Genomic DNA, 14,125 nt, shown 5'->3' on the forward strand with positions numbered 1-14,125 from the left:
GAATGACACTTATGGACTTGCTGGCGCGGGGCACATGCGTGCCTGCCGTCACAGCAAGGGGCGCAATTGTAGAGAAGGGACAGAAGAGGTGCAAGGCAATTGGTGATTATTTGAACAACCACCGATCTTCGCCTTGGCGCAAAGCAATGTAGGAGTGAGCCTGCTCGCGATGAGGGTGCAACATTCAACTTATGTGCTGAATGTAACTCCGCTATCGCGAGCAGGCTCACTCCTACAATTGATTGCGTGAAGCTTATTTTTTCGCGGCAGCCTTGGCCTTCGCCCCGCGCTGGCGCTGGGCCTCGAACAGGCACACGCCGGTGGCGACCGAGACGTTGAGGCTGCTGACGCTGCCGGCCATCGGCAGGTTTACCAGATAGTCGCAATGTTCACGGGTCAGGCGACGCATGCCTTTGCCTTCGGCGCCCATGATCAGGATGGTCGGGCCGGTCAGGTCCTGGTCATAAATGCTGACCTCGGCTTCACCGGCCGTGCCGACTACCCAGAGGCCGCGCTGCTGAAGCTTTTCCAGCGTGCGTGCCAGGTTGGTCACGGCCACCAGTGGAATCACTTCCGCTGCGCCGCAGGCGACTTTACGCACAACCGGGGTCAGCGTGGCCGACTTGTCTTTCGGCACGATCACCGCCAGCGCCCCGGCCGCATCGGCCGAACGTAGGCAGGCGCCGAGGTTGTGTGGATCGGTCACGCCGTCGAGTACCAGCAACAGCGGCGCGCCTTCAGTACGATCGAGCAACTCGTCGAGCATCGCCTCGCCCCAGACCTGGCTCGGACTGACTTCCGCGACCACACCCTGATGCACGCCCTCAACCCAGGCGTCCATTTCGCGACGCTCGGCCTGGCCGACCTGCACACGGTTTTCGTTGGCCAGTTCGACCAGCGTCTGCACGCGCGGATCGTTGCGGCTTTCCGCCAGCCAGATCTGCTTGACGCGTTTGGGGTGGTGACGCAGCAACGCTTCTACCGCGTGAACGCCGTAGATTTTTTCCAACTGACTCATGACTTCGCCTTCGGTTTACGCGCCCCGCCGCTTTTGGCTGGAGCGGAACCCGCTTTTGGCGGGCCCTTACGGTGTTTGCTCGGCTTGGCTGGCTTGCCGTCGGTCGCCCTGTCAGGCGCCGACCGCCCGGTCTTTCCCCCGGACGCCGCTTTACCACCGTTTTTCGCATCGGCCAACAAGGCCTTCTTCAATTCACGGCTTTTGCGCAGCTCGGCGTTTTTCGCCACGGCATCGCTCGGGCGATAGGCTTCGGCAACCTTTTCCTTGGCCGGACGACGGCTGGCGGTTTTCGCTGGAGCCTTTTCTTCCGAAGCCTTGGCAGCAGGCGCAGCGGTTTCGGTGCCACGTTTCTTGCGACCGATCGGCGCGCTGATGGTTTTTTCCGCCATCTCGAAGTCGATCTTGCGTTCGTCGAGATCAACGCGCATGACCCGCACTTCAACGGTGTCGCCAAGACGGAAACTGCGACCGGTACGCTCGCCCGCCAAGCGGTGATGCACTGGATCGAAGTGGTAGTAATCGCCCGGCAGCGCAGTGACGTGCACCAGGCCTTCGACGTAAATGTCGGTCAATTCGACGAACAGGCCAAAACCGGTCACAGCGGTGATCACGCCCGGGAACGACTCGCCGACGCGATCCTTCATGAACTCGCACTTGAGCCAGTTCACCACGTCGCGGGTCGCTTCGTCGGCGCGGCGTTCGCTCATCGAGCACTGCTCGCCGAGTTGCTCCAGCGCCGCTTCGTCGTACGGATAGATGCGCGCCTTGGGAATGGTCATCGCACCGGCACGACGAACGTGCGGGGTGTCCTGTTTGGAATGGATCACGCTGCGGATCGCGCGGTGCGTGAGCAGGTCAGGGTAACGACGGATCGGCGAGGTGAAGTGGGTATAGGCTTCGTAATTCAGGCCGAAGTGACCGTCATTTTCAGCGCTGTACACCGCCTGGCTCAAGGAACGCAGCATCACGGTCTGGATCAAGTGGAAATCCGGACGATCCTTGATGCTGGCCAGCAGGGCCTGGTAATCCTTCGGCGACGGACCGTCCTTGCCCTTGTGCAGGGACAGGCCGAGCTCACCCAGGAAAGCGCGCAGCTTTTCCAGACGCTCTGGCGGCGGGCCGGCGTGAACGCGATACAACGCAGGAATTTCGTGCTTCTTGAGGAATTCGGCGGTGGCGACGTTGGCCGCCAGCATGCATTCCTCGATCAGCTTGTGCGCATCGTTGCGCACGGTCGGCCGGATTTCGGCAATCTTGCGCTCGGAACCGAAGATGATCCGGGTTTCCTGGGTCTCGAAATCGATCGCGCCACGCACATGACGGGCAGCCAGCAATACTTTGTACAACGCGTAGAGTTGCTTGAGGTGCGGCACGACGTCGGTGTACTCGCCACGCAATTTGCGCGCTTCGGTAGCTTTCGGCGTTTCCAGCATCGCGCTGACCTTGTTGTAGGTCAGACGGGCGTGGGAATGGATCACTGCCTCATAAAAGCAGTAGTCGGTCATTTCGCCGGACTTGGAGATGGTCATCTCGCAGACCATGGCCAGACGATCGACCTGCGGGTTCAGCGAGCACAGGCCGTTGGACAGCTGTTCCGGCAGCATCGGGATCACGCGCTCGGGGAAATACACCGAGTTGCCGCGAACCTGAGCCTCGTTATCCAGCGCCGAGCCGATCTTCACGTAGCTGGAAACGTCGGCAATCGCCACGTACAACTTCCAGCCACCGGAGAACAGACGCAGTTTGCCCGGTTTGGCTTCGCAGTAGACCGCGTCATCGAAGTCGCGGGCATCTTCGCCGTCAATGGTGACGAACGGCAAATGGCGCAGGTCGATGCGCTTCTCTTTGTCCTTCTCTTCGACTTCCGGCTTGAGCTTGCCAGCTTCCTTCAGAACGGCTTCAGGCCAGACGTGCGGAATGTCGTAAGTGCGCAGGGCAACATCGATTTCCATGCCCGGCGCCATGTAGTTGCCGACCACTTCGACCACATCGCCCTGAGGCTGGAAGCGCGGCGTTGGCCAGTGGGTGATCTTCACCTCGACGAACTGACCGATCTGCGCGTTGGCATTGCGGCCCGGGGTGACGAGCACTTCCTGCTGGATCTTCGGATTGTCGGCAACGACGAAACCGATGCCGCCTTCTTCGAAGTAGCGGCCGACGATCGTTTCATGAGCGCGGGATACCACTTCGACGATCACGCCTTCGCGGCGACCACGCCGGTCGAGCCCGGAAACCCGCGCCAGTGCACGGTCACCGTCGAACACCAGGCGCATTTGCGCCGGGCTCATGAACAGGTCGTCGCTGCCGTCGTCCGGCACGAGGAAGCCGAAGCCGTCACGGTGACCGCTGATGCGGCCGAGGATCAGGTCGAGCTTGTCCACCGGCGCGTAAGTGCCGCGGCGGGTGTAGATCAATTGAGCGTCGCGCTCCATAGCGCGCAAGCGGCGGCGCAGGGCCTCGATCTGGTCCTCTGTGGTCAGACCAAACTCTTCGACCAGTTGCTCGCGGGCAGCAGGCGAACCCCGATCGGCGAGGTGCGCCAGGATCAGTTCGCGGCTGGGAATAGGGTTTTCGTATTTTTCCGCTTCACGAGCGGCCTCGGGATCGAGGGACTGCCAATCGGCCATTAGAGAGTTTTCACCTTGTCTATATGCGGGTTAGTTTGGCATAGGCGCCGGGAAACGGGAAATTTCCGACTCTATAAGGCCTTACAAGGCCCTGTATCGACGCGCAGATACGCTTTTGAACGCCGCTGGTAAAAAAATTCAGTTTTTTCTGCAGCAGGGGTTTACAGTTAAAAAGACGCTCCGTATAGTGCGCGCCATCGACGACGCACAAGCGCTTTCGATGATGCCCAGGTGGTGAAATTGGTAGACACGCCAGCTTCAGGTGCTGGTGACCTTACGGTCGTGGAAGTTCGAGTCTTCTCCTGGGCACCAATTTCGAGTTTGAGACTAGATCAGTTTCAAGACTCACACAAAACCCGCGAAAGCGGGTTTTTTGCATTTGCGGGAAAGCTTTTGTTCACTCTGATTTATTAAAACCAAATCAGGGGTTTACAGATCAAAAAGGCCTCCGTATAGTGCGCCACATCAACAGCGGCAACGCTTGCGATGATTGCCCAGATGGTGAAATTGGTAGACACGCCAGCTTCAGGTGCTGGTGACCTTACGGTCGTGGAAGTTCGAGTCTTCTTCTGGGCACCAATTCAAATCCAAGGTTCAGGCCTTGGATTTCCCAAAAACCCGCGAAAGCGGGTTTTTGCGTTTCTGGCTCCCTGAATTTCCGCAGGTCTACCCGACCCCCTTGTCCCGCACAAGCCGCACTTGAGAAACAATATCGTTTATCATTGTTGCAAGTTTTTGCAATGCGACAGTGAGGAACCCTGCGAATGACGTTTCGAAATACCCTGCGCCGAGGCTTGACCTTCACCCTCCTCGGCCTGGCGCTCGCCACTCCCCTCACCCAGGCTGCCGATGCGGTTTCCCTGACCCTCTACAACGGCCAGCACAAGGAAGTCGGCGATGCGATTGCCAAGGCTTTCGAGGCCAAGACCGGCATCCACGTCAACGTGCGCAAAGGCAGCAGCAACCAGCTCGCCAGTCAGATCATCGAAGAAGGCGACCGCTCCCCCGCCGATGTGATCTACACCGAAGAGTCGCCGCCGCTGAACAACCTCGGCGAACAGGGCCTGCTGGCCAAGGCCGATGACGCCACACTGGCGGTTCTGCCGGAAAAATATGTAGCGGCCAACGGCACCTGGATCGGCGTTACCGCCCGGGGGCGCGTGGTAGCGTTCAACCCGAAACTGATCGATGAAGAAGACCTGCCGAAATCGGTCATGGAGTTCTCCGAGCCACAATGGCAGGGCAAAGTCGGTTTCGTTCCGACCAGCGGCGCCTTCCAGGAGCAGGCCGTTGCGATCATCAAACTGCACGGTCGCGACGCTGCCGAAGAATGGCTGACCGGTCTGCGCGCGTTCGGCAAGACCTACAGCAACAACATGGTCGCGCTCAAAGCCGTGGAGAACGGCGAAGTCGCCACGGTGCTGGTGAACAATTATTACTGGTTCGCCCTGCAGCGCGAGAAAGGCAAGCTCGACTCCAAACTGCATTATTTCACCGGCGGCGACGCTGGCGGCTTGATCACCGTGTCCAGCGCTGCGGTTCTCAAATCCAGCAAACATCCAAAAGAAGCCCAGCAATTCCTCGCGTTCATGGCCAGCGAAGAAGGCCAGCGCGTGATCACCCAAACCACCGCCGAATACCCGCTGCACAAAGGCATGGAATCGGATCGCGGCCTCAAGCCATTCAGCGAACTGGAAGCGCCGAACGTCACTCCGGCGGATCTGGGCAATGCTGAAGAAGCCCTGGAGCTGGAACGCGAAGTTGGCCTGAACTGATGGCAGCATCGTTATCGGCCCCCGCCGCGCGCGGGGGTTATGTGCCAAGACGCAAACGGCCGTCGATCTGGCTGGTGCTGCCGGTTCTGCTACTGGTGGTATTGAGCCTGTTGCCCCTGGCCTACGTCGGAGTGAAAGCCTGGCAGGCCGGCTGGGCCGAGGCGTTGCACTTGTTGTGGCGCCCGTATGTGTTTGGCCTGTTGCGCAATACTTTGGCACTGATGATCGGCGTGACGATTACCTGCGGCGTGATCGGCCTGTCACTGGCATGGCTACTGGAACGCAGCAATCTGCCGGGTCGACGCCTGTGGGGCGTGATCCTGTGCCTGCCGTTCGCGGTGCCGGCGTTTGTCAGCAGCTTCACCTGGGTGTCGCTGAGTGCGCAGTTCGAAGGCCTCGGCGGCGCGATACTGGTGATGAGCCTGTCGAAGTATCCGCTGATCTTTCTGCCGGTTGCCGCGACCCTGCGCAATCTCGATCCCTCCCTCGAAGAATCCGCCCGTACACTGGGGCAGAATCGCTGGGGCGTGTTTTTCCGCGTCACCCTGCCGCTGCTGTGGCCATCGCTGCTGGCCGGCTCGTTGCTGATTGCCCTGCACATGCTGGTGGAGTTCGGCGCGCTGTCGATCATCGGCCTGCAGACGTTTACCACGGCGATCTACCAGCAATTCGAACTGGAATTCAGCAACGCCAATGCCGCAATGCTTTCTGCGGTGTTGCTGGCGCTGTGTCTGCTCTTGTTGTGGCTGGAGTTGCGCGTGCGCGGTAAGGGCCGGCATGTGCGCACCGGCCAGGGCGCAGCCCGACAGGCCGAACAAGTACAGCTTGGGCCGTGGGCTGCGCTCGGTCAGTTGTATTGCCTGTTGCTGGCGATCATCGGCAGCGGAATTCCGTTGGGAATGTTGGCGTACTGGCTGGCGGTCGGTTCGTCAGCAGCGTTCCCGGTAGCAGCGATCAGCGAGGCGTTGTTGTCGTCGCTGGCATTGTCACTGGGCGGCGCGGCGTTGTGCCTGGTGCTGGCGGTTCCGGTCGGACTGCTGGTGGTGCGCTATAAAGGCCAATTGGCAATCTGGGCCGAACGCTTGCCTTATCTGCTGCACGCGCTGCCGGGACTGGTGATTGCGTTGACGCTGGTGTATTTCGCCCTGCATTACGTGCCGGCGCTGTATCAGACGTCGGGCTTGTTGCTGATCGCCTATGCGCTGCTGTTCCTGCCACTGGCGCAAGCGCCGATCCGTACCGCGCTGAACAAGGCTGCACCGCAGCTGGAAGAAGCGGCGCGTACGCTGGGCGCGTCGTCGTTCACGGCGTTTTGCCGGGTGACCCTGCCGATCATTTTCCCGGCACTGGGCGCGGCGTTTGCGCTGGTGTTTCTCGATGCGATGAAGGAATTGACGGCGACGTTGCTGCTCAGTCCGACTGGACTGAATACGCTGGCGACAGAGGTCTGGGCGCACACGGCGAATGTCGAGTTTGCGGCAGCGGCGCCGTATGCGGCGTTGTTGATTCTGGTCTCCGGACTGCCGGTATATCTGCTAACGACGCGGATGTATTTGAGCCGCTGAAACAGCTATCGCGAGCAGGCTCACTCCTATAGGGGAACGTATTCCAAATGTAGGAGTGAGCCTGCTCGCGATACGGCCAGCCCAGCCAACATCAAGCGCGGAACTGCCCCAGGCTGGCTTTCAGCTGCGCCGCCAGACCATCCAGCACCTTGCCACTGGCCGTGGTTTCCACCACTGCCTGCGCCGCTTTTTCGGCCTGTGCATGGATCGTCTCGACACGCCCCCGCACTGCCTGCGCGCCCTGCGCCTGATGCGCTGCCGCTTGCGTCGCCAGACCGATCGCCGCATGCACCTGCTCAACCGATGCCTGCACCGACTGCTGCAACCGCGCACTGTCGCGCAATACCAGCAAACCTTCGCTGGCCTGCCGTCCGGCCTGGCCAATCGCTTCGACCGCTTCACGCGCGCCCTGCTGCAGAGCGACGATGTGCGCCTGAATATCGCCGGTGGAGCTTTGCGTCTTGCTCGCCAGGGCACGCACTTCATCTGCGACCACAGCGAATCCACGTCCAGTCTCACCGGCCCGCGCTGCCTCGATCGCTGCGTTCAACGCCAACAGATTGGTCTGCTCGGCGATGCCGTGAATGACCGTCAGCACCACTTCGATCTGTTCGCTCTGCTGCGCCAGCCGCTCGATGACTTTCGCTCCGGTATCGACCTGCCCTGCCAGTGCCTCAATCAGGCTGCCGACTTTGGCGGAAGTACGAGTGTTCTCATCAGTGGCCTGGCGAATGTCGACAACCTGCTTCAGCGCCGCCTGCATCGCCTGACTTTCCGACTGCGCCTCGTCGGCCATTTGCGACAGAGCGCGCAGGCTTTCTGCGACCTCATCGCGCTGCATCCCGGCAGCCGCATCGGCGCCGGCATTGCGCAAGGTCATCGCACCGATTTCCACGCCGGTGCGCTGAGCGACGTCGCCCGCCTCGCGCACGATCGGCTGCAACTTGTCGACGAAGCGATTGACCGCCGATGCCATGTCGCCAATCTCATCCTTGCTGTTGATCTGCACACGCTTGGTGAGATCGCCCTCGCCTGCCGCCAGATCATCCATCGCCGCGTTGAGCATTTTCAGGCGATTGACCACCCGATGACCCAGCACCACCGCCAGCAACAGCAGCACGCCGCAACCGACCAGCGCCAGGCCGAGGCCGATGCGCCAGCGTAATGTCGCAGCCGCCTCTTGAACGGTCTGTGCGGTGTTGGCTTTCATTTCGCCAGCGGTGGCCTGTGCCGATTGCAGGCGTGCCTGCATAGCCATGGCGCTGTCCGCGGCAGCGCCTTTGAGGCTGTCGCCGACCAGTTGATCGCTGCTGGCAATCAGCGCAAGGAAACGCTTGTCGAGCTCGGCCAGATCGGTTTCCACCGACGCCGTGGAAACACCCATCAGCACCTTGCCGATTTCCACGCCGTTGGGATTGATCGAGGCTTCGAGGTAGTAGACCGAGGGGTCGTTCTTCGCCGCATCCAGCACTTTGTCCAGCGCACGCTCGCCCTGGCCTTTTTCCAGCAAGGCCTTGTTGATCGGGTTTTCGCGATTGAGATAACGAGTCAGATGTTGGCCGGTGGCGTCGTCGTACACCACGAACAGCACGTTGGGGTTGCGCTGGGCACGGCGGGCGAACTCCGACAGCGTCGGTACGTCGCTGTCCCACATGGCACGCGGCGCTACGGATGCAAGCAACTGCGCCATGTCGTTGGCCGAATCCTTGAGATCCTTTTCGAGGGTCGCCCGTAGTTGCGCCTGCTCTTCTTTGAGGCGGGCAGACAAACCGGCGGTCAGGCGCTGACGAGTGCTGGCCGATAACGCATCAAGACTCGAGGTCACTTCACGCCCGGCCTGCTCCAGTTCACCGGAGAGCTTTTGACTGTCGGCACCCAGGCGCACGGCCAGATCGGCTTCCAGCGCCGTGACCGTGCTCCGCGTCAGGGCGACTGCGACCAGCACCTGCACCAAAAGGGCGATACCAAGGGTAACGAACACCGGCCGCAGCAAACGGCTTTGTAACAGTGAGAGAACGGCTGACACTTTAAATCCCTCTACTTCTGACGCCATTAATTTGATGGCACTCTTGTAGACAGATTCACAGCAAAGGTCATGCCGTCCAACAGGCATAAACGACAAAGGCCCCGATTAAGGGGCCTTTGTTTTTCGCATCAACGACTTATCAGGCAAACGGATGACGCAGGACGATGGTTTCGTTGCGGTCCGGACCCGTCGAAATAATGTCGATCGGCGCGCCGATCAACTCTTCAATGCGTTTGATGTAAGCGCGAGCGTTGGCCGGCAGCTCTTCCAGGGTCTTGGCACCCACGGTCGATTCGCTCCAGCCCGGCACTTCTTCGTACACAGGCTGCAGGCCTACGTAGCTGTCCGCATCGGTCGGGGCAACGGCATTGCCTTCGGCATCCTTGTAGCCGACGCAGATGTTGATGGTTTCCAGACCGTCGAGCACGTCCAGCTTGGTCAGGCAGATACCCGAGATGCTGTTCACATCGATAGCGCGACGCAGGATGACGGCGTCGAACCAGCCGCAACGACGAGCACGGCCGGTGGTAGCGCCGAACTCGTGACCTTGCTTGGCCAGGTGCGCGCCGACGTCATCGAACAGCTCGGTCGGGAACGGGCCGGAACCGACGCGAGTGGTGTAAGCCTTGGTGATGCCCAGGATGTAGTCGAGGAACATCGGACCAACGCCCGAACCGGTCGCTACGCCACCAGCGGTGGTGTTGGAACTGGTCACGTACGGGTAGGTGCCGTGGTCGATGTCGAGCAACGAACCTTGCGCGCCTTCGAACATGATGTCCTTGCCGGCACGACGCAGGTCGTGCAGCTCGGCGGTCACGTCGAGCATCAGCGGCTTGAGCAGCTCAGCGTATTCCTTGCACTCGGCCAGGGTCTTTTCGAACTCGATGGCTGGCTCTTTGTAGTAACCGACCAGCATGAAGTTGTGGTAGTCCACCAGTTCACGCAGCTTGTCTTCGAAACGTGGCATGTTCAGCAGGTCGCCGACACGCAGGCCACGACGGGCAACTTTATCTTCGTAAGCCGGGCCGATGCCGCGACCGGTGGTACCGATCTTCAGCTCGCCACGGGCCTTTTCACGGGCCTGGTCCAGCGCGACGTGGAAGGACAGGATCAGCGGGCAGGACGGGCTGATACGCAGGCGCTCGCGCACCGGTACGCCTTTCTCTTCCAGCTTGGTGATCTCGCGCAGCAGGGCGTCAGGTGCAACCACCACGCCGTTGCCGATCAGGCATTGCACGCCTTCGCGCAGCACGCCCGACGGAATCAGGTGCAAAACGGTTTTCTCGCCGTCGATCACCAGCGTGTGACCCGCGTTGTGGCCACCCTGGTAGCGCACTACGGCGGCAGCATGTTCGGTCAGCAGATCAACGATCTTGCCTTTGCCCTCATCACCCCACTGGGTGCCCAGGACTACGACATTCTTACCCATAACACTTGTCCTCATTCGCGCAAACTTGGTGCCGGCGATGGCCGGCAGGAAAACTCAAGAAGCCAGTGGCGATACTTGCCAAAGCCCGTTCTGCTGAATCAATTGCCGGTCGCAGTCCGCATCACGGGCGGCGGCCAAAGGTTGTCCAGGCAACGCCTGAACGACACGCTGACCCTCACTGCGCAACTGGCAAACCTGCTGCCAGAGTGCCGCATCCGTACTGTCAGGCATCCAGATACCGCCAGACGGTAGCTCGATCTCAGCACGCCCCAGGGTCACCAGGGTTTTCAAATCGGTAGAGAAACCAGTCGCCGGACGCGCGCGACCGAAGTCGGCGCCGATGTCATCGTAACGACCGCCCTGAGCGATGGACTGACCAACGCCCGGCACGAACACCGCGAACACCACACCGGTGTGGTAGTGATAGCCGCGCAATTCGCCGAGGTCGAAATACAACGGCAACTGCGGGAAGCGCACGGAAAGCCGCTCGGCAATCGCCAGCAGATCTTCCAGCGCTGCCAGAACCGGCGCCGGCGCATTGGCCAGACGCTCGCGCGCAGCATTCAACACTTCACGGCCGCCACACAGATCAACCAAGGCGCGCAGCATGCCCGACAGATCGGCCGGCAGACCTTCGGTCAGGGTAATCACTTCATCGATGGCCTTGCGCTGCAGGGCATCGAACAACTGCTGCTCGACTTCACCGGATAGACCGGCGGCGCGCGCCAGACCACGGTAGATGCCGACATGCCCGAGGTCCATGTGCACATCCGGCACATCGGCCAGCTGCAGCATGGCCAGCATCAGGCTGATGACTTCGACGTCGCTGCTCGGGCTGGCATCGCCGTACAACTCGGCGCCCAGCTGGATCGGGCTGCGCGAGGACGACAATGCACGGGGCTGGGCGTGCAGGACGCTGCCGGCGTAGCACAGACGGCTCGGACCTTCGCGACGCAGGGTGTGCGCATCGATACGCGCGACCTGTGGCGTGATGTCGGCGCGGAAACCCATCTGCCGGCCCGATTGCGGGTCGATGACCTTGAAGGTACGCAGATCCAGGTCCTGGCCCGCGCCGGTCAGCAGGGATTCCAGGTACTCGATATGGGGAGTCACGACAAACTCGTAACCCCAGCTCTGGAACAGATCCAACACCTGACGACGCGCGACTTCAATGCGCGCCGCCTCCGGTGGCAGTACTTCTTCGATGCCATCTGGCAGCAGCCAGCGGTCTACCGTTGCCATTACGCCATTCCCCTTTGATCCGGGCGGCCAGCACGAGGGCGAGCCTTGAGTGAAGCAGAAAATGACCGGGGCGTTCAAAACGCACGCGCATGAACGACGCAGCGAAAGGCCTGTTACCGGCTTCGCCCATCACTTTCCTCGAAAAACGCTCGGGCCGTTCAACCCGACGCCTGCAACAAAAACAGCAATCAAACATGCAGACGCAAAAAAGCCGGGAATTTCCCGGCTGCCGCATCATACACACGTTTTCCGAAAGGATCACCCCGCCCGAGGTTTTAGCCGCCGGGCGGAATGATTCAGGTCAACGTCGTGTCAAGGCTTGGCTTTTTCCAGGTAACGGAAGAAGTCGCTGCTTGGGTCGAGGACCAGGACGTCGGATTTGTTCGCGAAGCTTTCACGGTAGGCACGCAGGCTGCGGTAGAAACCGTAGAACTCCTGATCCTGACCGTAGGCCTTGGAGTAGATCGCTGCAGCCTGGGCATCACCGTCACCGCGAACCTCTTCGGATTCACGATAGGCTTCGGCCAGCAACACGCGGCGTTGACGATCGGCGTCGGCACGGATGCCTTCGGCCAGCTCGTTACCCTTGGCGCGGTGCTCGCGAGCTTCACGCTCACGCTCGGTGCTCATGCGCTCGAACACGCTGCGGTTCACTTCTTTCGGCAGATCGATGGCCTTGACCCGCACATCGACCACTTCGATACCCAGCTCTTTTTCCGCCATCTTGTTCAGCGATGCAGTGATGTCAGCCATCAGCGCATCACGCTCACCCGACACCACTTCGTGCAGGGTGCGCTTGCCGAACTGGTCACGCAGACCGGATTCCAGACGACGGGACAGACGCTCGTCGGCGATCTGCTTCAGACCCGAAGTCGCGGTGTAGAAGCGCTCGGCATCCTTCACCCGCCACTTGGCGTAGGCATCGACCATCACGGCTTTCTTTTCCAGGGTCAGGAAGCGCTGCGTCGGTGCATCCAGCGTCAGCAGGCGCGCGTCGAATTTGCGCACCTGGTTGACGTAAGGCACCTTCACATGCAGACCCGGCTGGACATCGGCCTGAACCACACGACCGAATTGCAGCAGCACCGCGCGCTCGGTCTGAGCGACGATGTAGAAGCAATTCCAGCCCACCAGTACCACGACGACGCCAACGATCAGGGCGATCAGCGATTTATTGCTCATCAGCGGGTCTCCCTTGTACGCGTCTGCGGCACGTCAGTGACATGCGGCGTGACGTCCGTGTTGTTGCTGGCGGCCGAACCGGTCACCGGTGCATTACCCGAACTGTTCTGGATCATCTTGTCCAACGGCAGGTAGAGCAGATTGCTCTGGCCGTTCTTGTTGCCGGTCACGAGGACCTTGCTGGTATTGCTGAAGACTTCCTGCATGGTGTCCAGGTACAGACGCTCGCGGGTGACTTCAGGAGCCTTGCGATACTCGGCGACCAGCTTGGTGAAGCGATCGGCCTCACCCTTGGCGCGCGAGATGGTCTCGTCGCGGTAACCGTTGGCATCCTCGATGATGCGCTGGGCCTGACCACGGGCTTCCGGCACCACGCCGTTGGCGTAGGTTTCGGCCTGGTTACGCGAACGCTGCTCGTCTTCACGGGCGCGGATCACGTCATCGAAGGCTTCCTGCACTTCACGCGGTGCCGCTGCGCTCTGTACGTTGACCTGAGTGACAGTGATACCGGTGCGATAGGTATCGAGGAAACGTTGCAGACGCTCCTTGATTTCGCTCGCCATCAATTCACGGCCTTCGGTCAGCACCTGGTCCATGGCGGTGGAACCGACCACGTGACGCAGTGCACTTTCGGTCGCGTGCTGCAGGCTGATTTCCGGCTGATCGACGTTCAGCACGAAGTCCTGCAGGTTGCTGATCTTGTACTGCACGGTCAGCGGCACTTCGACGATGTTCTCGTCTTCGGTCAGCATCTGGCCCTGCTTGGTGTACGCACGCTCACGCGTCACGTTCTCCATGTACTTCTTGTCGATCGGCGGGAAGTAGATGTTCAGGCCCGGGCCGACAGTCTCGTAGTACTTGCCGAAGCGCAGCACCACGGCCTGCTCCTGCTCGTCCACCACGTAAACCGCGCTGTACAGCCAGACGGCCGCCAGCACGACCAGGCCGATGCCGAGCAGACCGCCGAAGCCGCCACTGCTCCTGCCGGAACCGCCGCCGTCATCACCGCGTTTCTTACCACCACCGAACAACCCGTTCAGGCTTTCCTGCAGCTTTCGGAAGGCCTCGTCGAGATCCGGTGGTCCCTTGCGGTCGCCGTTATTGCGGCGCTTGCCACCCCAGGGATCCTGATTATTCGAGTTGCCACCCGGCTCATTCCAAGCCATAGCGCTCTCCATCTGATAAAGCAAAGACGCACCCACGGCGCGCCGACCAATGCTACAGAATGCCTGCCGTCGCGGCACAACCGCTTTTTCAGGCT

At 60.8% G+C, this 14,125-nt stretch carries 10 protein-coding genes and 2 tRNA genes; 5 read left to right on the forward strand and 7 right to left on the reverse strand.

Annotation, left to right across the window (positions count from 1 at the left end):
• Nucleotides 1-253: 253 nt before the first annotated feature.
• Complete coding sequence (gene rlmB, locus AEQ63_RS09590; protein ID WP_024011372.1) at nucleotides 254-1,018, reverse strand: 23S rRNA (guanosine(2251)-2'-O)-methyltransferase RlmB; 765 nt, start codon at nucleotides 1,016-1,018, stop codon at nucleotides 254-256.
• Nucleotides 1,015-3,645: a ribonuclease R gene (gene rnr / locus AEQ63_RS09595; RefSeq protein WP_064363092.1), complete on the reverse strand. Its 2,631-nt coding sequence runs from the start codon at nucleotides 3,643-3,645 to the stop codon at nucleotides 1,015-1,017. The genes rlmB and rnr overlap by 4 nt, the downstream gene beginning before the upstream one ends.
• 225 nt (nucleotides 3,646-3,870) lie before the next feature.
• Between rnr and AEQ63_RS09600 the strand changes: the two genes are divergently transcribed.
• The 4 genes from AEQ63_RS09600 to AEQ63_RS09615 all read left to right on the forward strand — a co-directional run bounded on the left by AEQ63_RS09600 (nucleotide 3,871) and on the right by AEQ63_RS09615 (nucleotide 6,985).
• A tRNA-Leu gene (locus AEQ63_RS09600) sits at nucleotides 3,871-3,957 on the forward strand.
• A gap of 180 nt (nucleotides 3,958-4,137) precedes the next feature.
• Nucleotides 4,138-4,224, forward strand: a tRNA-Leu gene (locus tag AEQ63_RS09605).
• A gap of 185 nt (nucleotides 4,225-4,409) precedes the next feature.
• A complete protein-coding gene (locus AEQ63_RS09610; protein ID WP_064363094.1) occupies nucleotides 4,410-5,420 on the forward strand; it encodes an extracellular solute-binding protein in 1,011 nt (336 codons plus the stop codon).
• Nucleotides 5,420-6,985 carry an ABC transporter permease gene (locus AEQ63_RS09615; protein ID WP_064363095.1) on the forward strand — a complete coding sequence of 522 codons (1,566 nt, stop codon included), beginning with the start codon at nucleotides 5,420-5,422 and terminating at the stop codon, nucleotides 6,983-6,985. The genes AEQ63_RS09610 and AEQ63_RS09615 overlap by 1 nt, the downstream gene beginning before the upstream one ends.
• A 91-nt stretch (nucleotides 6,986-7,076) precedes the next feature.
• Here the strand turns inward: AEQ63_RS09615 and AEQ63_RS09620 are convergent, their stop codons facing one another.
• The 3 genes from AEQ63_RS09620 to AEQ63_RS09630 all read right to left on the reverse strand — a co-directional run bounded on the left by AEQ63_RS09620 (nucleotide 7,077) and on the right by AEQ63_RS09630 (nucleotide 11,682).
• Nucleotides 7,077-9,011, reverse strand: coding sequence for a methyl-accepting chemotaxis protein (locus AEQ63_RS09620; RefSeq protein WP_064363098.1), 1,935 nt, complete (start codon nucleotides 9,009-9,011; stop codon nucleotides 7,077-7,079).
• Between the two features lie 139 nt (nucleotides 9,012-9,150).
• On the reverse strand, nucleotides 9,151-10,440 hold the full coding sequence (locus AEQ63_RS09625; protein ID WP_064363103.1) for an adenylosuccinate synthase: 1,290 nt from the start codon (nucleotides 10,438-10,440) through the stop codon (nucleotides 9,151-9,153).
• 54 nt (nucleotides 10,441-10,494) lie between these two features.
• Nucleotides 10,495-11,682 carry an ATP phosphoribosyltransferase regulatory subunit gene (locus tag AEQ63_RS09630; protein WP_042607806.1) on the reverse strand — a complete coding sequence of 396 codons (1,188 nt, stop codon included), beginning with the start codon at nucleotides 11,680-11,682 and terminating at the stop codon, nucleotides 10,495-10,497.
• Between the two features lie 49 nt (nucleotides 11,683-11,731).
• On the opposite strand from AEQ63_RS09630, the gene AEQ63_RS27900 reads away from it, so the two are divergent.
• Entirely contained in the window at nucleotides 11,732-11,977 is a 246-nt protein-coding gene (locus AEQ63_RS27900) for a hypothetical protein (RefSeq protein ID WP_133247382.1), read from the forward strand.
• Between the two features lie 17 nt (nucleotides 11,978-11,994).
• Here AEQ63_RS27900 and hflC read toward each other — a convergent pair whose 3' ends face one another.
• Entirely contained in the window at nucleotides 11,995-12,864 is an 870-nt protein-coding gene (hflC, locus tag AEQ63_RS09635) for a protease modulator HflC (RefSeq protein WP_016771945.1), read from the reverse strand.
• A complete protein-coding gene (gene hflK, locus AEQ63_RS09640) occupies nucleotides 12,864-14,030 on the reverse strand; it encodes an FtsH protease activity modulator HflK (RefSeq protein WP_024011368.1) in 1,167 nt (388 codons plus the stop codon). The genes hflC and hflK overlap by 1 nt, the downstream gene beginning before the upstream one ends.
• Between the last annotated feature and the right edge of the window lie 95 nt (nucleotides 14,031-14,125).

Source organism: Pseudomonas sp. RIT-PI-o (assembly GCF_001297215.1).
GTDB lineage: Bacteria > Pseudomonadota > Gammaproteobacteria > Pseudomonadales > Pseudomonadaceae > Aquipseudomonas > Aquipseudomonas moraviensis_A.